The following is a 17,988-nucleotide window of genomic DNA, read 5'->3' as shown; positions in this document are numbered from 1 at the left end:
CGAAAAAAGAGCCTACCGGAGTCTAGTCACGCTGCTTCGGGCGAGAACTCGGCCTGGGCTAACCTCGAGCTGGACGATGTACACGCCCGGCTGAACCGTTCTGCCCGATGCGTCGCGTCCATCCCAGACGGTCACGGCTGAGGCATGGGATATTGCCAGAACTTTGACACACCGGCCGGAAGCATCGTAGATTCCGATGCGACCCGACATGTCGGCTGCGGCCGGCGAGCGGACTGCAGTCCTTGTTCGGAACGGGTTTGGCTGGCAAGCGAGTACCGGTGTAACCGGTGCTCTTGTCTGTTCGCCAACGCCGACTTCAGTGACGACGTGGATTACGCCGTTATACGGGTAGAGATTCTGACCACTTACAACAAGCCGCATCTGTCCGGTGTCGGCCGGGTTGACACGGAGCGTTACGCGGCCCAGATGGTCGGTCGGTCCGAATACGTGCACCGTAGTGTCCATCGAGGCACACGCTGTTGCACCGGGAACAGGGCTGCCACGGCTTGTCACGGTTACAACAATGTCGTGCGGTCCGACTAGGACCTCGGCCGGATGTGTTACGTCAATCCGCTTGGGGGTAGCGGTCCAGAGTGCCATCGCCGGGTCACCGAAGATATTGAAGCCGCGGTAGTCCTCACGGCACAAGGTGTCCGGGTACTCTTGATAGAGTTGAGCCTTGGCTTGTAGTGCGGCATCGCCGAGCCGGTATCGTCCTGCTCCGAACAGTCCGGAAAAGAACCCGCGTGCGACCGGGCTGCGCTTAGCCGCGACGTCATTGTCCGAATGGGTATTGCCAAAGAATGCCGCTGCGCCCCGGAGAATGGCAGGCGCCGCGGCGAGCATCCAGGCCTGGCCTGCCATCGAGTCGTAAGGGTCAAGCGCCATCGTCTCGCAGGTGATTGAGAGGACGATGGGCAGGCGCGTACCGTTGTTGCACTGCCCCGGGTCAACGGCGAAGGGCGAATACCAGTTGCCCGAACCCCGGCCCCGATACAGAACAAAGCCGGTACCGGCATTCACCGAGTTGACAACGTCCTGCGCATTGTGGCCGCGGAAATAGGACAGGGAGTCGCAGCCGAGAAACCCGGCTGAGCCAGCCAGGGCCGCGGCATAGCGGACATTGGCCCAGTAGATTGAATCGTCGGTGTCGCCATCTTCGCGGACAATTGTTGTCAACCTCTGCATCCAGCAGCCGGTTGTATCCGGCCTGACTTCGTAGGCCAGGACTTTGTTTACAAGGCGCTCACACTGTTCAATAGTCTTAGCCGGTAGCCGGCCGACTGCCAGCTCAGCGCGGAAGTCTCCCGTCACGTCACCGTAGTAATTGTCGGAGTAGTACCTGGTTGGACCAGAGCCGTAAATCTTGGCGCGCAGAAACGCCGGGTCGGCGACAAGAAGGACGTACTCCGGCTTCACCGGCCAGTTACGGTAGGCGTTGACAATGTAGTTGCGGACTGCGGCCGTGTCGGTGCCGGTCTCGGACAGTCGGACAAGCCGGCACGAAAAGCCACTTGCGTAGCGCCATTCGACCAACGGCGTGACAGCTGGTACAAACTCGTCGCGGCAGATTACGAGATACCTGGCTCCGTCAAACGCAAAGCCGGTGCTGATCAAGGCTAGTATTAGGGAAAGGATAAGTCTTTGCCGCATCGGATACTTTTTTCTGAGCAGAACCTTTCGCCCGGTAATGGTAGCCGAATTCCCCTGCTTGTCCAGACTGGGACGCAGCCGGAACCGGTATCGGGCAGCAGGGACGCGGCTTCGGCACAGAAGAGCAGTCATTCTTTACTTGACAGACGGTATTGCGAGTCCATGCAGTGCGAACTATTGACTGGCGTCTGTGTTTACGCTATGCTGATTATGGTTTGCTGGACAAAAAGGCTCCGTCGCTTTCATATAGGGAGGAAGCGTGCGTAAGAACCTAGTTTTCCTGTCCGTACTACTCGTTGTCTTGGCGTTCGCGGTCGGCTGCCGCAACAAGCCACCACTGACGCCGGGCAAGCCGATTGGCCCAAACTCCGTGCCTAAGGATTCAGTCGCCCGCTACTACTCGGTTACAACCGACCCGAACCGGGATAAGGTACTCTACATCTTCGACTGGGATGACTCAAAAACCGATACGACCAGTTACTTCCGGTCCGGTGATACCGTCTCGAGGACCCACGCTTGGGCCGACACCGGTCTCTACTCGGTGCGAGTAAAAGCCAAGGACGCGCGCGGTCTGTTTTCCCGCGACTGGTCGGATACGCTCAACGTACGGGTTTACGTCAGCACTCCGAACCACCGGCCCAATGCACCTGAAATGCCATCCGGGCCGGATACCGGCTGGGTCGGCCAGTACCAGAAGTTCTCAACCGCGGCCACAGACCCGGACGGTGACCCGGTACAGATTCGATTCATCTGGGGCGAGGACAACCGGGTCTCATACTGGAGTGCACCAGTGCCCTCAGGCACCAGGGTATCTGATTCGGTAGTGTATTTTGTCAAGGGCGTCAAGTACATTCGAGCTGTGGCGATGGACCCGGACTCGGCGGTCTCCGACACGTCACCGGCCAAGATATTCTATGCCAACCAGGTCAACACACCGCCTTCTAAGCCAGTCCTGACCGGCCCGAATCGCGGCATTCCGAACGGTCCCTACTACCGGTTTTACGCCTACTCCACCGACCCGCAGCAGGACAACATTCAGTACCAGTTCTTCTGGGGTGACGGCAGTAGCCCAAGGTGGACTCCGTTCAGCCCATCAGGTGTTATTGCGATGGATTCCTGCCGCTACGCTGCCCTGGGTACCTATTACATCAAGGCAATCGCCCGGGATCAATATGGTGCGGTTTCCGACACGTCCGACCCGAAGAAGTTTGAGGTTGTCGGCGAGGGGAACATCCTGTGGGGTGTCCTCTTCGGTGATGAGGTTGTATCCTCGCCGGCGCTCACCGATGCCCTGAACAGTCGGGGGCAGACCCGCAAAGCGGTCGTCATCGGTGTTACCAACGGCTCGCTTTACGCCTACGACGCCTATCAAGGCGAGTTGCTATATGAATCGTTCGTAACTGGCAACGAACCCTATCTGAGCTCGCCGGCTGTGGGTTCAGACGGCACGGTTTATATCGGTAATGGCAACGGCAAGATATTCGCCTACGACCGCTCAGGCTCGCTAAAATGGGGATTTCCGGACACGATTTCCGGCGACGACATGTATGCCTCTCCGCTGGTTGACGGCAACACCATCTACGTTGGTGGCGAGGACCGTTACATCACCCGGCTCCGGGACGATGGTAGTTCGGTCACAAAGCTGTGGAACTACCGCTTGGCCGAAGAACTCAACACGTCGCCGGCAATGGACCCGAACGGCAACCTGATACTCTGCGACGACTCTGGATACGTGTACTCCTTCTCACCCAGCCACGCTATGAATCCAGGCTTCCCCTATGCAACGTTCAACAATATCACCTCGTCGCCGGCAATCGGTGCGGATGGTACAATCTACTTCGGTACCGAACAGGGCTACGTGTTTGCGATCACCTCGTCCGGTACCCGGGCCTGGCCGCCCTACCTTGTGCAGCCGCCGACAAGCGTATCTTCCTCGCCGGTAATCGGTCCGGACGGCTCGATCTACTTTGGCGCAGACAACGGCTATCTATATCGACTGACGAGTTCGGGCCAGCCGGTACCGGGCTGGCCGGTAGCGCTGTGTCTGTCCGACGTGGCATCAACCCCGCTCATCTGTGCGGACTCGGTCATCTACGTCACCGCCGACAACGACTCACTCTACGCGGTCAACTCAGACGGCACCATCCGCTGGTCCATTGGCCTGTATCTCACTGACAAGCCGCACAAACCCCGTTCGCCCAGACGGCTTGGCGTTGATGACCTCTTGCCATCGCCGGTCGTTGACCAGTATGGCATCATCTATGTTGCCTGCGGATTCGACGGCCTGTTTGCGATTGCTGGCCGGCCGACCGGAACGCTCGCAAACTCGCCGTGGCCGATGTTCCGTCATGACCCGAGACACACCGGCAAGTACAGCGGCTGGTAGGTTCGGAATTGCTCAAGAGAGCGCCGCCCTCAAGCGGCGCGAGGAAAGGACTCGGTCGGGATCCACGGCATCCGGTGGCAATAGAACGCCGATTTCTCTAAGTCCGCCGCCGAGGCCGTTGCGCGACAAATTGGCAGAAGACAGCACCACGCCCCGTCCTTTGCCGTAGTAGAGCTTGATATGCAGGTTGTCGGCGAAAAACACCTTGACACCGGCTTTCACGAGTGAGCTGACTGCCGCTGGATTGGTCCCTGGCGGTTGTGGCCAACAGACCAAGGTGGTGTTTCTCGGCCGTGGCAGAAAATTGAGAGCACCCTCTCCCACAAACGCGCTGATAACTAAGCGGCGTTGCTTCGTTGACAATACTTGCTTTACGGCGGCCGCCAGTTCTCGGAATGCGTAGAGTACGCGCACGTGCGAGACGCCTTGCGGTGTCTCGCGTGTCATGTCACCACCCTTCCGTTCTGTTCCAGCCGAACTGTCTGCCATTCGTAGTCACCTCGCTTGAGCACACGGCGGACGTACGTCTGAATGCGCCCACGTCGCCTGTCGCGAGGAGGGGCGCCCTGCATCCGCAACGCCTGGATGAACGCGCGGGTGAGGTTGTTCTCGATGAGCTCAGCTTCCCTGCTCTGGTTGTACGAGTAGAAGAGGTTCAGATGCCTGTCTTCCATCGCGTGAGGATAGAAGCTGGGCAAGCGAAGTCAAGATGTGACGGGCGGCTTCTGCGAAGGCCATTAGAAGGGAAGAAATGGCGGCCGTACTCGACGTGCAAACCGGTTTCTTTCGTTCTGCACACGGCGAGAACACCAGAGACCGTGACAGCGCAGGGCGCCGCGTGCGGGGTTGAGTTAAGGCGCTAGCGAGTGGTTGCTGCAGGTCTGATTCGGATGCCATCGCGGGTGACGATGACCAGCCGACCGCGAACCTGTTCCTCGGACAATGCCTCAAAGTGGCGACGGAACGCGGCAGTCGCCTGGTCAACGGTCATTCTGTAGAGCTTGACCACGATGATACCGCCGCACTTCGCGGGCGGGAAACGGAGTGACCGGGTGAAATCCTTGTCCATCGTTACGATGACGAGCTGCTCTTTGACCGCCCGCTCGTAGACTGCCTCGTCCCGTGCTCCGGCTAACCCGGTGCGTTTGGTGTCGAAGACTTCGTGACCGGCGTTCCGCAGGTATTCTACGATTGGGTCGTAGAGATTCTCTTTGGCCAGTATCCTCACGCCGTAATGCCGGCTTCTTCCTCGGCCAGCATCGCGGCATAGCCGATGCAGGCCTGGATGTCTTCCTCGGAGATGTCCGGGTAGGCCTTCTTGATGCCGGCATAGGTCTCGTTGGCCGCAAGCAGGTCAAGAATAATGTGAACCGGAATCCGCGTGCCTTTCAGACAAGGTTTGCCGCTGCAAATGAGCGGGTCAGATATGATTCTGGCTTCCCACAGCATATTTTAGTCTAGTTTGTCCTGAAGCGTAGTCAAGGGCCGATCCCAGTGCCGAAGAGAAGCCACAATACTAGGAAGTGCTCTGCGCGTAGGTACGCAGGTTGGGCTCCGGGCTACCGGGCCAGGGCGAGCTTGCGGGCGCGCCTGCCAGTACCGGCGATAGTCCTCAGCTTTCACGATGCTCAGGTACGCCGGAACCAGTTTCTGCCGGCCCAGGCTGGCTTTCAAGGCACCGACCTGGTCCGCGGTGAGCCTCTGTTCCTCGTTACCGTCCAGCGAATGCTCAAGCACGCAAGAATCGAACTTCGTGTTGCCCATTGCTTACAGATCAACGTTCTGCAGTTGGTAGGCTTAGTCGTTCACGCTCTGCCAGTCAACCGTGCCCGGCCCTCTGCCACGGCAGGAGAGAAGAAGGGTCAGCACCACCAGGACGTTTCAGCGATGCATCAGAGCGTATCGTGGATTATTGCCAGGAACTCCTCTTCAGTCAGGGCGTGGATCGCCCTGGCTCCCGAGCTGTCCTGCGTGATTTCGAAATAGGCGGCGGTGCCGATGCCGTGATACCAGGGATTGAAGCTGTAGATGAACCCGGCACGCAGAGTATCAGGGCCGAAGACGAGGAACGTGCGTCCGGGAAGTTCGCCATAGGCAATCTTGTGTACCGCGATGTAGCGCAGGCCGGAGTCGGCTTGAGCCGACCAGAACTCAACCCAGGGATTCGCGGTGTCCGGGCGGAGCGGCAGTTTCCTGGGCCGGCCGCTGAGACGGAACCCGTACACCTTGGCCATACCATGATAGATGCTGTCGTCCTTGCCGAGGAGGAACACCGGCCTGTCCGGGGTGGATTCGGTCTCGCTCAACCCGGCGTAGAACAGCTCGTCGCAGCCGGCGAAGAGCAGTGCGAGGCAGGTGGCCAGAAACAGACAGCGGGTCTTGCCCATCATCGCCAGGATGCTAGGTCAGAAGCGGGTGGAAGTCAACAGGAGGAGCGGGCGAGGGCAGATGCCAGAAGCCAGAAGCTGGAAGTCAAGTATCAGAGGTCAGCGGCGGATGTCCTGCCCGGCCAGCAGCCACTTCCAGAGCGGCTCTCTTGGCTCTCGCGCCAACGCTCACAGCCGTCCAGCTGTCGTCTTGCCAGTGCCATCACCAACCTTCTTGAACGCCCAACCTGCCGGATTCCTGCCGTTTTCCCGTTGCGATTATTCAACCGCTTGACTTGGCAGAGAATACCGGGCGAAGCCTGCGCCCTTGTCTCAAACTGCGCCAAAGGTTTCTCTTACCGCGAGTTAGCTTCCAAAGGCTGGTTGACGGCCTTGCCCTGTCTGTGGAGGGGGAAGTGACTCCCCCACTCAGTTGGGCGGCCACGCGCGCCGCAACTTCTGGCCGCTGTTGTCCGGCCAGATGCACGGCCAGTCAGGCCGAAAAAAGTGCGGCCAAGCAGCATTGCAGTATGGTCGGCAGCGCCAGCCGCACCTGTGTCGCCATGAGTTTCGCCAACCATGACGGCAGATGAGAGACGACGAGCCTACGCAATGCTGCCGCCACCAGCGCGGGTAGTTCTTCTAACAGGCGGATGGCCGACCGCAAACACGAGTTCCCGGAGCATATCTCTATCGGGTTCTGGCAGGCTTGCAGGCCGGTTCCTTCGCGCTATAATCACATCCGCGGGGATGGAGTCCCCCATAGAATCGCCTGCGGGCTGATGACTCCTGCAAGGCCGGGTATTTCTATTGCCCGGATTTGTCCGATAAGCAGTGAACCGGAGGATTCTTTGCAGGAGACGTTTGTTCTGGCCGCGGTCTGGCTTGCCTTGGCGGTTTTCGCCACCATCATCGCCAATCATCTGCGGATTTCCATCGCCTTGGTGGAGATATGTCTTGGCGTGGCCGCGGGTTCCTTGGCAACGCGCTTTTTCGGGCCGGGCTCTTTGGGTTCTAACGCCGAATGGTTGCGGTTTCTGGCCGCGACCGGCGCGGTGATGCTCACCTTTCTGGCCGGAGCAGAGCTTGAACCTTCAGTGCTGCGGAGCAAACTGGGCGAGGTGACGGTAATCGGCCTGGTCGGATTCTTCGCACCATTTCTGGGCTGTACAGTATTAGCGCACTTTCTGCTTCACTGGAGTGTGAAGGCAAGTCTGCTCGCCGGAGTAGCGCTTTCGACCACTTCCATGGCGGTAGTGTACGCAGTAATGCTGGAGACCGGCTTCAACAAGACCGAGTTTGGCAAAGGGATACTGGGCGCGTGTTTCGTGAACGACCTGGGCACGGTGCTGGCGCTGGGTTTCATCTTTGCACCTTTCACGTACAAGACCGCGGTCTTTGCCGTGGCCACGGCCGCGGGCCTGGCTGTTCTGCCATTCCTTACTCGCCGCATCGCCCGGCGCTATGCTTACCGCACCGCAGCGGTGAGGACCAAGTGGGTAGTATTGGTACTGTTTGTCCTTGGTGCGCTTGCGCTCTGGTCGGACAGCGAAGCGGTACTGCCCGCCTATCTCATCGGCATGGTGCTGGCCGGGTCTTCGGCGATGGACCACGACTTTGTTCGACGTCTGCGCACCCTGACGGTAGGATTTCTCACGCCGTTTTACTTCATCCGGGCCGGTTCGCTTGTTTCCCTTTCGGCGCTCATCAGCGCTCCGCTCGTGTTCCTCGCGTTGCTCGGGGGCAAGGTGCTGACAAAAACATTGGGACTGTTCCCGGTGATTTCTCACTACCGGAAGGAACGCACTGAACGCTGGTATTATACTCTGATGATGTCAACCGGGCTGACTTTCGGTACAATCTCAGCCCTGTACGGATTCTCGCACGGCATCGTCAACGAGGCGCAGTATTCGTTCCTGGTCGCTGCGGTTATCGCCAGTGCGGTGGTGCCAACGGTCATCGCCACGCTTGCCTTCCTACCGCGGCACCTCTTGCCGGACGTGGACGCAATGGGCCAGCCCGAGGGCGTGCGCGGTGACGTCCGCCTCATCCCGGACGCCGAGGAAGAGGAACCGGAGAATGGAGCTTCGCAGTCACAGTAGGACAAGTCCGATGCTGACCACTTTGCTCGCGGTGAACGGGGTGTTCAGTCTCCTGGGCGGTGGAGCAGCGTTTGCCATTGTCTACATGGAGTATCAACGGCACAAACTCGGCCGAGGGCAGGTTATCGGCGAAGCGCTGAGGGCCGGAATGGTGGCTTTTGTTGCGCTCCTTGGCCTGAGTGTGGTCGTCGGCCTGCTTGTTGGTCGTCTCACGCGATGAAAGCACATAGCGAACCGGCCAGTGCAGCATTACAGGAAATATTGGACGCTCTGGTTAAAGGCTGTCCAATCTGCCATCTGGTCAGCCGGCATACTACACGCTGGATTGACACGCTGCTCTATGAACGGGTAAATGACCCTGGCACCCGTGACCAACTGCGCGAGTCTCTTGGTTTCTGCAACCGGCACGCCTGGCTAGTGCGCTCTGCCGGCGACGTAGTGGGGCAGACCATCATCTACGAAGACCTGATGAAAACGGTCCGCATCCTGCTGGAGGCAGGCCGACAGCCCGTTTCCGGAAAGGACTGCGCGCTGTGCGCAGAAGAAGCGGAAACAGAGCGGCAGGGTGTGAAGGAGTTTATCGCGCATTTCCGGGATGACGCCCTGCAGGTTCGTTACCGGGGGTCGCCCGGACTGTGCCTGCCACACCTTGCGTGCATTCTGGAGGAGACAGACGATGCAATGCTACGCGCTGATTTGCTCAGGGCGGAACAGAACAAGGTGACTGAACTGGTTCAGGACTTGGGGGAACTAAAACAACGCCAGGACTGGCGCTCCAACCAGAAGTCGGGCAAGGAACGGGATGCCTGGGACCGCGCGATAGCGAAGCTGTGCGGCCTGCCTGGAATCCAGCCGCGGCACGGCTCGGGCAAGGCCGGCCGCGGCCGTTTCAGACTGCCCCCGAAGAAGGCGTAACTTGAGCAAGCGCCGGAAACCTGGCCGCTGTCCGTTCTGCGGAGAAAAGATGACGGCCGGACAGGTGTTCTGTTTTGCCTGCGGCGCCCGGCCGGACGAATACGCTCCGCATTCTGGAGTGCGAGTCAGGTGGACTGTGCTTGTCGGGTTGGCCGTTACCTGGTTGCTGACTCTGACGATTGTAGCAATGCCAGTCATTACACGCAGGTCCTGGAGTGAACTCGTTAGCCAAGCGTTGACTGGCTGCCCGCCAGCACCTTCAATGAGACCAAGAACCACCGACCAATCCGCCATAGTCGCTGGAAACCGTCGTCTGCAGTACCAGTACGAACACAGGGCAAGCGCGATGCTGCGCGAGGTCGCGCACATGCGACGGACCGGTTCGTCCGTCGCAGTACTGGACTGGGCCGAGGTGCAACTTGAGGAAACCAGAAAAATGGCTGCGGCGTTCGCGGTTGTTTCCGATTCAGAAGCGGTCAGCGATGTAGAGCGGTTTCTCGACGAGCGGTTGGACCGGGTGCAGGCGCGGCTGGACGAACTGAACCGAAGCGGCCGCGACTAGCCGAGTGCTACCGCGGAAGCTGGTCCGGCCTTGGCCGGAAACCAGTGGCGGGTGCGCAGACAGATGCGCACGAGCAGGAGCATCACCGGAACTTCGATGAGCACGCCGACGACCGTGGCAAGCGCCGCACCGGAGGAGAGGCCGAACAGCATCGTCGCGGTAGCGATGGCGACCTCGAAGTGGTTGGATGCGCCGATCATCGCCGACGGCGCGGCGTCTTCGTAGCGCAACTTGAGCAGCTTCGCCAGACCGTAGCCAAGCCAGAAGATAAGGTTGGTCTGGATAAACAGCGGGATGGCAATCCAGAGAATCGTCAGCGGATTGGCGAGAATCACGTCGCCTTTGAAGGAAAAAAGCAGGATGAGAGTGACGAGCAGGGCAATGATTGTAACTGGTGTCAGCACGGGAAGGAACCTGTTCTGAAACCACGCTTCACCCCTGGCGCGGATAATGAGCTTGCGGCTCAGATACCCGGCCGCGAGCGGCAAGGCGACGTAGATAGTTATGGAGAGCACGAGCGCCTGCCACGGAACCGGCAGTCTGCCGACACCGAGCAGAAATCCACCTAGGGGACCATAGAGCAGGAGCATCGTCAGCGAATTGATGGCGACCATCACCAGTGTATGGCCGTCGTTTCCTCTGGCAAGATAGCCCCAGACCAGAACCATCGCGGTGCAGGGCGCTATCCCTAAGAGGATGCAGCCAGCAAGGTAGCTCCTCCACAGCGGAACCTCAAGCATCTTCACGCCGTTCGCTAGCACGACCTTGCCGATACCGTAGACGACGCCCGGTTCGAGGTTCACACCCAGGGGCAGCTTGACCAAGTCGGTTGCATCCGGCCCGATAAGGCCGCGGAAGAGCACGCCGAGGAAGAAAATGGCGATGGCGTACATCGCGAAAGGCTTGATGGCCCAGTTCACGAACAGGGTCAGTCCGACCGGCTTCGCGCTCCTGCCTGTCTTCACTACCTCGGCGAAATCTATCTTCACCATAATGGGGTACATCATAAAGAACAGGCAGACCGCGATGGGGATAGAGATTACCGGCGCGCCGCCGGAGTAGATGGCAAGTCCGTCCAGCGTCCTGGCCAGTCCGGGCGCGAGCTTGCCCAGCGCGATGCCCACGCCGATGCAGGCAAGCACCCAGACGGTCAGATACTTCTCAAAGACGTTCAGACCCTTGGGCTTCTTCTCGATACAGGCCGTGGTTACCGGCGACACTGCTGGGATTCTCTCAATACCCGGCGACACGCGCCGGGACTAGTATCCTCAACGACCAGTAGGGCACGGGTTCACCGGTTTCGGAGTACTGTCGGTCGGATTGCCGCTTGTTGCGGGTTTCTTCTCGCCGCACGCAGCCAGCAGAAAGAAGGCCAGCATTATTAGTAAGGACACCAGTTGTTTCACTCTCATTGTCATATTCTAGCCTGTCTTCAGGCTTCAGCCAAATCGGAACAAGCGGAACAGGCCAGTGCAGGCACAGCTACCGCTTCGGGCCGCAGTGTGGACACGTGCAACCGCCGGCCTCCTTTGTGCCGGCTTCCTCTTTGAGGATAGCGAGCATGTCCGGGACACAGTAGACGCCCTTTGGGTTCAGTTCCTTGCATCGGTCGCCAACGCCAGCTTTCCTCTGAATCTGCTTCAACGTCGTAGCCCCGGCGCGGATAGCCGCCAGAATCCCGCCACAAGTAACCTTGCCGCAGTAGCAGACAAGCGAGTCAGGTTGGGCGTTCATGGCTTCTGCGCCAGGGCGTCCACGACTGCGCCGACGACCTTGGCCATGTCGTCGTTGGTGTGGTCGAACTGGCCGTGCTTCTTGATGCCCAGTTCGGTGACGACCACATGCACCGCCGGTCTCACCCCGACGTTCTCCAATGACTTGCGCACGCAGGCTACCGGACAGCCGTCAATCGCGACGCACGGTTTCTCTCGGACGTTCTTGACGAAACTCTCTAGTTGCGCGCCGACGCCGATGGCGCAGTACATCGAGCCTTGGCCGTAGCCGTCGAGCGCCTTGGCCGCATCGTTGGCAATCTGTCCGACGTTCGAGCCGCCGGAGCAGGCCAGCAGCAGGACGCCCTCTGACCCGCAGGCGCGGGTCTGTTCGCTGGTTACGCAGCAATCGGACATGATGGCTACTTACTCGCGGCGAGCAGCTTCTTCAGTTCGTCCTTGGACGGAACCTTGCCCTGCGAGACGACCTTGCCGTCAATCACCAGTCCGGGCGTCATGAAGACGCCCATCGAGGCGAACAGCTTGAGGTCTTTGACGTGTTCCACGTCCGCCGCGATGTTCATCTCGGCGAGCGTGTCGCGCACACGCTTCTCGAGTTCCTGACACCGGGCACAACCGATTCCGAGTACCTGAACTTTCATCGGAAAACTCCTTTCTTAGAACAGCAGGCCATAGAGCAGGCCAACGATGGTTGATAGTATGACTACAAGCAGGATGTATGCAAGGGCCTTCTTGAAGCCGATGGTGCGGGTGATGACTATCATTGAGGGCAGAGATAGCGCCGGGCCGGAGAGGAGCAAGGCGAGCGCCGGGCCTTTGCCCATTCCGGAGCCGAGCAGCCCCTGCAATATCGGTATCTCAGTCAGGGTGGCGAAGTACATCAGCGCACCGGAGACCGAGGCAAACAGGTTGCTCCAGAGCGAATTGCCGCCGACGAGCCCGGCGATGATGGAATCAGGAATCACGCCCGCGTTCAGTCCGGGCCGGCCCAAGAGAAACCCGGCAACAAAGACGCCACCGAGCAATAGAGGCAGAATCTGCTTGGCAAAGGTCCAGGTTGACTGAACCCACGCCTTGCGTTCGTCTGAGTTGAACCAGCGCCAGACCATCAGGAGCGTGGCAAGCAGGAATGCGCCGGCGAGGAACCATTTCACAGAATAGACGGCACTGAAGAAGCCGATTGGCTCCCTGGGTTTGCCCCAGTTGGCGAAGACAAGGAAGGCAATCATCGCAGCGAAGTAGAGGATGTTCTGGCCGAGGTTGCGCCGGGCCGCTTCCGAAGAGAGTCCGGCGATACCGGCGCCTTCGGCCCGCTGGCGTTCCGACTTGAAGAAGATGAGCGCCATACCCAGTCCGATGACTACCGAGAAGACAACTGCGCCGACGGCGCGTGCCGCCCCAAGCTCCAGGCCCAGCACGCGGCCGGTCATCAGAATGGCGAGGGCGTTGATGGCCGGGCCGGAATAGAGGAACGTCGAGGCGACGCCCAGACCCGCGCCTGCGTAGTAGATGCCCATGAACATCGGGAGCACGGTGCAGGAGCAGACCGCGAGAATCGCGCCCGATACCGACGCGACGGAGTACGCCAACACCTTGTTTGACTTCGGGCCGAAGTACTTGAGCACCGCTTCCTTGGAGATGAAGTTCTGGATTGCACCAGCGATGAAAAAAGCTGGCACCAGGCAGAGAAGCACGTGGAGCCGGGCATAGTCCTGCAGCATCAAGAAACCTTCGAGCAAGGCTCCCTGTACCCGTGCACGCTCGACCGGCAGGAAATACAACAGCAGGAACGCGGCGAGGATTATGAGAAACTTGGTGCGTTCCTTCACACATCACTCCCAGCCGAATTCCCGAAACTTTGCGATGATAGAATCGCGGGGATATACGCCGATGTGACGGAACAGCTCCTTGCCGTCCGGGTCGTAGAATATCTGGGTCGGAATGACCTGAATGCGGGCTTGCTGTGTCAGCGTCTGTTCCTCGTATACGTTGATGATACGGACATCCACCTTGCCCGCGTACTCCTGCATCATCGGTGTGAGAATCCGGGTCATTTCCTGACAGGGAATGCATTTCTCCGAGCCGTAGTCCCACAGCCGAGGCAGGGCCTTGGGTTCGGGCGGGGGCTCGGGTCTTGGTTCCGGCTTGGGCTCAGGCTTTGGCTCGGGCTTGGCCGGGTTTGTATCCGGCATGGCCGCGACCGTAGTAGAGTCAGTTGCAGGAAGTGTCTCGCAGATCTCATTCTGCGCGGCAAGAGTTGTGTCGGCCGCGGACGCCTTACTGGTGGGTTTGGGGGTATTGGGACATCCGGGTAGCAGCGCAAGCAGCAAACCAGCCGAAAAAAGGGTGAGAGCAACGTGCTTCATTGACTGACCTCCGAGACTAGCGTTGGAACAGTTCATAGACGAAATAAGCGGCCACGAGCAGGAGCAGGACGCCCGAGGCCTTCTTGAGAATGACCGAAGTTCTCTTCAGACCCTTGGAGTTCACCATCGCCTCGGCAATGCCCATCGAACTACCGGCAAGGAGCACCAGCACCGAGTGTCCGAGCGCATAAGTGAAGAGCAGAAGCCCGCCATAGACGACGTTGCCCTTGGACGCGACGTAGGACAGAATGACCGCAAGAATCGGCATCGCGCAGGGCGTGGCGATGACTCCGGTCAGAGCGCCCAAGAGGAACGCGCCGATGATGCCGCCGGCCTTTGGGGTGAAGCCGCGCGGCATTGGGATTTCGAAGTTGGGAAAGAACAGAATCTGTCCGCCCATCACGACGCAGACGATGATGATGAGTATGGGCCAGAACTCCGAGGTGGTGCCGAAGAGCGTGCCGGCCAGGCCGGCAATCATCCCCAGCGCGGTGAATGATGCGGCGATGCCGATGAATAGAAAGAGAGCGAGTAGGAGAGCATAGCCCTTGCTCCGGCCCGTTGCATACCCACCGACAAATCCGATGGCAAGCGGTATTGAGGCCAGGACGCATGGGTTGAGAGCGGTGACGAGCCCACCCAGGAATACGACCGGTGCCGCAAGAAGCGGTTGACCGGTGATTATCCGCTCCGCATCAGCGAGAATCGAATTGAGCATTATGCCTCTGGTCGGGGCTTAGTGCCGGTGACCGCGATGCTCCGAAGTGCGGCTGCGGCCTGGCGCAACTGGTCCGGCGGCATTCCTGACTCGCGCACCATTGCCTGCAGTGTTGGGTCGCTGGCCGGCAGTTCCACCGGGAACCGGCCCTCAGACAGAACCGTTACCCCAGCGAAACCGGCCTCGACGATCATCGCCAGGTAATCCGTCTTCAGACTTGCACCCGATATGCAGCCGACATAGGCGGCGACCGAGTCGAGCAAGGGTTTTGGAAGCGGCGCGGCGAGCACGATGTCTGAAACCATGAGGCGGCCGCCGGGCCGCAGAACGCGGAGCGCCTCGCGAAACACCTGCTGTTTGTCAGGTGACAGGTTGATGACGCAGTTGGAGATGACAACGTCTACCGAATTGTCTCCGACGGGCAAGTGCTCGATTTCACCAAGACGGAACTCGACGTTGTCGTAACCGCCTTTCCTGGCACTGGCCCGCGCCCTGTCAACCATCTCCGGTGTCATATCCACGCCGATTACCTTTCCGGCAGGGCCGACTTTCTGTGCGGCAAGGAAACAGTCGAATCCGGCGCCGGACCCGAGGTCGAGCACCGTCTCGCCGGGCCTGAGTGAGACGAGTGCCGTCGGATTGCCGCACCCCAACCCGAGACTTGCTCCGTCCGGGACCGACGATATTTCTTCGGGGCTGTAGCCGATACTCCGGCTGACTTCTGCGGCTGTTACTGCGCCGTCGCAACAGCTTGCGCCTGGACCACAGCACGAACCGGCGTTTCGTGCGACCCTTGCGTAACCTTCCCTCACGGATTTCCGGATGTCTTCGGGGCTGCCGGGCACTTGCGCTCCCTTGCGGTTCAGCGCGCGACAGCGCGCTCCGACGCCCTGGGCCGGCGTGCAGAGTGTCGTCTTGACTTGGCTCGTCTCGCCAGTTGCCGTGCCTCAGCTACCAGCCTGAGTACTGCTGGACTCGAAACCCGGTAGCGCATCCAACGGCCGTCTCGTCGAGACTCGATGAGCCCGGCCTGCTCCAGTACGGACAAGTGGTGAGACACGACTGAGAACGAAGTGGGGAAGTGGGGCGCTATTTCGCATACGCAGCGTTCCTGTGTATCCAGCAGTTCAATGATGCGCAGTCGGTACTCACTGCCCAGTGCGGCAAAGAGGGCCGAGGTAAGTTCTCTGTCTGTTATTTCCATATTTCTAAAAATATAGAAGTTTCAGACCGATGTCAAGGATTGGTGAAGCAAGCCGTTTCCGATTCTCTAACGGAAGAACGTTGACACATGCAGACAGAACGCTATGCTGGCCCCGGATGAAGAAACCTGACAATTACCTAGTTCCGTCGCGTAGCATTGACCGCGCGATTCTGTTTCTGCGCGGCCGGCGCGTTATGCTCGATGCCGACCTTGCCGCCCTCTACGGTGTCCCGACCCGGCGCCTGAACGAGCAGGTGCGACGCAACCGCGAGCGGTTTCCAGCCGACTTCGTGTTCCAACTCACCGCAGACGAGAAAGCCGAGGTGGTCGCAAAATGCGACCACCTTTCTCGGCTGCGGTTCTCGCCAGTCCGGCCGTATGCGTTCACCGAGCACGGCGCAGTTATGGCGGCGTCGGTATTGAATTCCAAGCGCGCGGTTGAAGTCAGTGTGTTCGTGGTGCGAGCGTTTGTGCGGTTGCAACAGGCGGCGCATTCCTACCGGGAAATCGCACTCAAACTGACCGAACTGGAGAAACGGCTTGCTTCGCAAGACGTGAAGATTCTTGCTCTGTTCGACGCGATGCGCAGCCTGATGCGCTCATCCGGTCGTGGGGCAACCGGGGTCAGACCTCATTAGCCGGGCGTCACAGGAGTTCATCAGCGGTTCAAGCCTTTTGCGGACACTCTGATTTCCGTTAGAATTGGCGCGTGGCAGCAGTGCCCGGCAACAAACCTGCGCCCGCGCCGGCTGGTCGGGTTTCGCTCTGGCGGCTCGCACTCGCATTTGCCAAGGTCGGGACCATCGGGTTCGGCGGCGGGGTCGGTATGCTGGCGCTTCTTCGTCAAGAAGTAGTGCTGCGCAGGCACTGGATTGACGACCGGCAGCTCGGCGTCGCGGTAGCGATGGGCCAGATGCTACCCGGCCCATTCATTTCTAACTACGCCGAGTACGTCGGGTATGAACTGCACGGCATACGTGGGATGATTGTCGCGGTCACAAGCATACTCGCGCCGTGCTTTGTCTTGATGTGCGTGCTCAGCTTCCTCTACTTCCGCTTTGGGTCCGTGCCCTTAGTCTCACGGCTGTTCGCTGGCGTGCAGCCGGTCGTTGCCGGCATCCTTGTCTGGGCCACGTGGCACATCGGCCGCGCGCATGTGAGGAACTGGCGCACTGGAATCATCGCCGCACTCGCGTTTGCTGCGCTCCTGCTCAAGGTGGACGTGGTTATCGTCGTGCTCGCCTCAGGCATCTTGGGCATCATCCTGTCCGGCGCGTTGGGTCGGGTCCTTGCGCGCCGGACCATGGCACTTGCACCCTGGCTGATACTTGCGACAGCAATCCCTGCGACCGGATGGAAGCGGATGCTCGAACTCGCCGGCCTTTTTCTCAAGGTTGGTGCGCTGATTTTCGGCGGCGGGTTCGCACTCATCCCATTCCTCCAGCACGAGGTGGTGAACACGCGGCACTGGCTGACCGCGCGCGAGTTTATTGACGGCGTGGCCTTAGGTCAGATGACGCCCGGTCCGGTCGCGATTACCGCGACCTTCATCGGATACAAAGTTTCAGGCCTGGTCGGTGCCGTGGTCGCAACGCTTGCGGTATTCCTGCCGTCTTTCTTCATGCTGTGGGGCCTGATTCACGTCTACCGCCGGGTCAAGGACCATCCGCTCGTGGCCGGTTTTCTGTCCGGAGTCCTGCCCGCGGTCACCGGCATGCTCCTTTCGGCCACGGTATTCATCGGCCGCACTGCCCTGACTGGCCCGGCGACAGCGCTCGTCGCGCTCTTGAGCCTTGTTCTGCTCCTGCGGTTCCGGCTCGAACCTATCTGGCTGGTCCTCGGCGGCGCGCTGGTCGGACTCCTGCTGCCTTGAGTCTCGGCTTCGTGCCTTCCGGTGTATTGACAGGCCGCTGGTCTGGCTTATCATGATTCAGGAAAGATGTGCTGTGGGGACGCAGCACACAGGGTCGAGTGCCGGGCAGG

Annotated in this window: 23 protein-coding genes and 1 riboswitch; of the genes, 7 read left to right on the top strand and 16 right to left on the bottom strand. The window is 59.8% G+C overall.

All coding sequences use genetic code 11. From position 1 onward, the window contains the following. Window positions 1-12 precede the first annotated feature (12 nt). On the bottom strand, window positions 13-1,785 hold the full coding sequence (locus ABIL25_00755) for a C25 family cysteine peptidase (protein MEO0080810.1): 1,773 nt from the start codon (window positions 1,783-1,785) through the stop codon (window positions 13-15). A gap of 127 nt (window positions 1,786-1,912) precedes the next feature. Between ABIL25_00755 and ABIL25_00750 the strand changes: the two genes are divergently transcribed. Continuing rightward, window positions 1,913-4,039 carry a PQQ-binding-like beta-propeller repeat protein gene (locus ABIL25_00750; GenBank protein ID MEO0080809.1) on the top strand — a complete coding sequence of 709 codons (2,127 nt, stop codon included), beginning with the start codon at window positions 1,913-1,915 and terminating at the stop codon, window positions 4,037-4,039. Between the two features lie 12 nt (window positions 4,040-4,051). Here the strand turns inward: ABIL25_00750 and ABIL25_00745 are convergent, their stop codons facing one another. The 5 genes from ABIL25_00745 to ABIL25_00725 form a co-directional block, all read right to left on the bottom strand. Continuing rightward, complete coding sequence (locus ABIL25_00745; protein MEO0080808.1) at window positions 4,052-4,486, bottom strand: phospholipase D family protein; 435 nt, start codon at window positions 4,484-4,486, stop codon at window positions 4,052-4,054. Beyond that, the gene (locus ABIL25_00740; protein MEO0080807.1) at window positions 4,483-4,713 is read right to left on the bottom strand and encodes a hypothetical protein; all 231 of its coding nucleotides are present in this window, start codon (window positions 4,711-4,713) and stop codon (window positions 4,483-4,485) included. The genes ABIL25_00745 and ABIL25_00740 overlap by 4 nt, the downstream gene beginning before the upstream one ends. A 185-nt stretch (window positions 4,714-4,898) precedes the next feature. Further along, entirely contained in the window at window positions 4,899-5,267 is a 369-nt protein-coding gene (locus tag ABIL25_00735; protein ID MEO0080806.1) for a DUF5615 family PIN-like protein, read from the bottom strand. Next, window positions 5,264-5,488 (bottom strand): DUF433 domain-containing protein, encoded by a 225-nt coding sequence (locus tag ABIL25_00730; protein MEO0080805.1) that lies wholly within the window; start codon window positions 5,486-5,488, stop codon window positions 5,264-5,266. Before ABIL25_00730 ends, ABIL25_00735 begins: the two co-directional genes overlap by 4 nt. Before the next feature lie 443 nt (window positions 5,489-5,931). After that, on the bottom strand, window positions 5,932-6,429 hold the full coding sequence (locus tag ABIL25_00725) for a hypothetical protein (protein ID MEO0080804.1): 498 nt from the start codon (window positions 6,427-6,429) through the stop codon (window positions 5,932-5,934). Window positions 6,430-7,142: 713 nt separating this feature from the next. Beyond that, window positions 7,143-7,204: riboswitch (Fluoride riboswitch) on the top strand. Window positions 7,205-7,256: 52 nt separating this feature from the next. On the opposite strand from ABIL25_00725, the gene ABIL25_00720 reads away from it, so the two are divergent. From ABIL25_00720 to ABIL25_00705, 4 genes are read left to right on the top strand one after another with little or no spacing between them, the layout of a single operon-like run. After that, on the top strand, window positions 7,257-8,507 hold the full coding sequence (locus ABIL25_00720; GenBank protein MEO0080803.1) for a cation:proton antiporter: 1,251 nt from the start codon (window positions 7,257-7,259) through the stop codon (window positions 8,505-8,507). Between the two features lie 10 nt (window positions 8,508-8,517). Continuing rightward, window positions 8,518-8,727, top strand: coding sequence for a hypothetical protein (locus ABIL25_00715; GenBank protein MEO0080802.1), 210 nt, complete (start codon window positions 8,518-8,520; stop codon window positions 8,725-8,727). Further along, entirely contained in the window at window positions 8,724-9,422 is a 699-nt protein-coding gene (locus ABIL25_00710; protein ID MEO0080801.1) for a DUF6062 family protein, read from the top strand. Before ABIL25_00715 ends, ABIL25_00710 begins: the two co-directional genes overlap by 4 nt. Window position 9,423: 1 nt before the next feature. After that, complete coding sequence (locus ABIL25_00705; protein ID MEO0080800.1) at window positions 9,424-9,984, top strand: zinc ribbon domain-containing protein; 561 nt, start codon at window positions 9,424-9,426, stop codon at window positions 9,982-9,984. Here the strand turns inward: ABIL25_00705 and arsB are convergent. From arsB to ABIL25_00655, 10 genes are all read right to left on the bottom strand, one after another. Further along, complete coding sequence (gene arsB, locus ABIL25_00700) at window positions 9,981-11,204, bottom strand: ACR3 family arsenite efflux transporter (protein ID MEO0080799.1); 1,224 nt, start codon at window positions 11,202-11,204, stop codon at window positions 9,981-9,983. The two genes, ABIL25_00705 and arsB, sit on opposite strands and share 4 nt — an antisense overlap. Window positions 11,205-11,252: 48 nt before the next feature. Beyond that, a complete protein-coding gene (locus ABIL25_00695) occupies window positions 11,253-11,396 on the bottom strand; it encodes a hypothetical protein (protein ID MEO0080798.1) in 144 nt (47 codons plus the stop codon). A 70-nt stretch (window positions 11,397-11,466) separates the two neighbouring features. Next, window positions 11,467-11,718, bottom strand: a complete 252-nt coding sequence (locus ABIL25_00690; GenBank protein MEO0080797.1) for a (2Fe-2S)-binding protein — start codon at window positions 11,716-11,718, stop codon at window positions 11,467-11,469. Beyond that, window positions 11,715-12,113 (bottom strand): putative zinc-binding protein, encoded by a 399-nt coding sequence (locus ABIL25_00685; protein MEO0080796.1) that lies wholly within the window; start codon window positions 12,111-12,113, stop codon window positions 11,715-11,717. The genes ABIL25_00690 and ABIL25_00685 overlap by 4 nt, the downstream gene beginning before the upstream one ends. A 5-nt stretch (window positions 12,114-12,118) precedes the next feature. Then, on the bottom strand, window positions 12,119-12,358 hold the full coding sequence (locus ABIL25_00680) for a thioredoxin family protein (protein ID MEO0080795.1): 240 nt from the start codon (window positions 12,356-12,358) through the stop codon (window positions 12,119-12,121). A gap of 15 nt (window positions 12,359-12,373) precedes the next feature. Beyond that, a complete protein-coding gene (locus tag ABIL25_00675) occupies window positions 12,374-13,546 on the bottom strand; it encodes a permease (protein MEO0080794.1) in 1,173 nt (390 codons plus the stop codon). 3 nt (window positions 13,547-13,549) lie between these two features. Continuing rightward, the gene (locus tag ABIL25_00670; GenBank protein MEO0080793.1) at window positions 13,550-14,083 is read right to left on the bottom strand and encodes a thioredoxin family protein; all 534 of its coding nucleotides are present in this window, start codon (window positions 14,081-14,083) and stop codon (window positions 13,550-13,552) included. A 16-nt stretch (window positions 14,084-14,099) separates the two neighbouring features. After that, on the bottom strand, window positions 14,100-14,801 hold the full coding sequence (locus ABIL25_00665; protein MEO0080792.1) for a cytochrome c biogenesis CcdA family protein: 702 nt from the start codon (window positions 14,799-14,801) through the stop codon (window positions 14,100-14,102). Next, window positions 14,801-15,646: an arsenite methyltransferase gene (locus ABIL25_00660; protein MEO0080791.1), complete on the bottom strand. Its 846-nt coding sequence runs from the start codon at window positions 15,644-15,646 to the stop codon at window positions 14,801-14,803. Before ABIL25_00660 ends, ABIL25_00665 begins: the two co-directional genes overlap by 1 nt. Window positions 15,647-15,663: 17 nt before the next feature. Beyond that, window positions 15,664-16,005, bottom strand: coding sequence for a metalloregulator ArsR/SmtB family transcription factor (locus ABIL25_00655; GenBank protein MEO0080790.1), 342 nt, complete (start codon window positions 16,003-16,005; stop codon window positions 15,664-15,666). 116 nt (window positions 16,006-16,121) lie between these two features. On the opposite strand from ABIL25_00655, the gene ABIL25_00650 reads away from it, so the two are divergent. Both ABIL25_00650 and chrA read left to right on the top strand, forming a co-directional pair. Beyond that, complete coding sequence (locus tag ABIL25_00650; protein MEO0080789.1) at window positions 16,122-16,643, top strand: ORF6N domain-containing protein; 522 nt, start codon at window positions 16,122-16,124, stop codon at window positions 16,641-16,643. 71 nt (window positions 16,644-16,714) lie between these two features. After that, the gene (chrA, locus tag ABIL25_00645) at window positions 16,715-17,878 is read left to right on the top strand and encodes a chromate efflux transporter (GenBank protein ID MEO0080788.1); all 1,164 of its coding nucleotides are present in this window, start codon (window positions 16,715-16,717) and stop codon (window positions 17,876-17,878) included. The last annotated feature ends 110 nt before the right edge of the window (window positions 17,879-17,988 follow it).

Source organism: candidate division WOR-3 bacterium, assembly GCA_039801365.1.
GTDB lineage: Bacteria > Hydrothermota > Tepidihabitantia > Tepidihabitantales > Tepidihabitantaceae > JBDRUN01.
The sequence above is the reverse complement of the archived record's forward strand: the minus strand, read 5'-3'. Positions and strand labels throughout refer to the sequence as shown.

Excerpts from the sequence above, each read along its gene's own strand:
- ABIL25_00710 (MEO0080801.1), top strand. The coding sequence starts at position 8,724 with ATGAAAGCACATAGCGAACCGGCCAGTGCAGCATTACAGGAAATATTG.
- ABIL25_00670 (MEO0080793.1), bottom strand. The coding sequence starts at position 14,083 with ATGAAGCACGTTGCTCTCACCCTTTTTTCGGCTGGTTTGCTGCTTGCG.
- ABIL25_00740 (MEO0080807.1), bottom strand. The coding sequence starts at position 4,713 with ATGGAAGACAGGCATCTGAACCTCTTCTACTCGTACAACCAGAGCAGG.
- ABIL25_00730 (MEO0080805.1), bottom strand. The coding sequence starts at position 5,488 with ATGCTGTGGGAAGCCAGAATCATATCTGACCCGCTCATTTGCAGCGGC.
- ABIL25_00690 (MEO0080797.1), bottom strand. The coding sequence starts at position 11,718 with ATGAACGCCCAACCTGACTCGCTTGTCTGCTACTGCGGCAAGGTTACT.
- ABIL25_00755 (MEO0080810.1), bottom strand. The coding sequence starts at position 1,785 with ATGACTGCTCTTCTGTGCCGAAGCCGCGTCCCTGCTGCCCGATACCGG.
- ABIL25_00655 (MEO0080790.1), bottom strand. The coding sequence starts at position 16,005 with ATGGAAATAACAGACAGAGAACTTACCTCGGCCCTCTTTGCCGCACTG.
- ABIL25_00665 (MEO0080792.1), bottom strand. The coding sequence starts at position 14,801 with ATGCTCAATTCGATTCTCGCTGATGCGGAGCGGATAATCACCGGTCAA.
- ABIL25_00685 (MEO0080796.1), bottom strand. The coding sequence starts at position 12,113 with ATGTCCGATTGCTGCGTAACCAGCGAACAGACCCGCGCCTGCGGGTCA.
- ABIL25_00715 (MEO0080802.1), top strand. The coding sequence starts at position 8,518 with ATGCTGACCACTTTGCTCGCGGTGAACGGGGTGTTCAGTCTCCTGGGC.
- ABIL25_00745 (MEO0080808.1), bottom strand. The coding sequence starts at position 4,486 with ATGACACGCGAGACACCGCAAGGCGTCTCGCACGTGCGCGTACTCTAC.
- ABIL25_00680 (MEO0080795.1), bottom strand. The coding sequence starts at position 12,358 with ATGAAAGTTCAGGTACTCGGAATCGGTTGTGCCCGGTGTCAGGAACTC.
- ABIL25_00650 (MEO0080789.1), top strand. The coding sequence starts at position 16,122 with ATGAAGAAACCTGACAATTACCTAGTTCCGTCGCGTAGCATTGACCGC.
- ABIL25_00725 (MEO0080804.1), bottom strand. The coding sequence starts at position 6,429 with ATGATGGGCAAGACCCGCTGTCTGTTTCTGGCCACCTGCCTCGCACTG.
- ABIL25_00695 (MEO0080798.1), bottom strand. The coding sequence starts at position 11,396 with ATGAGAGTGAAACAACTGGTGTCCTTACTAATAATGCTGGCCTTCTTT.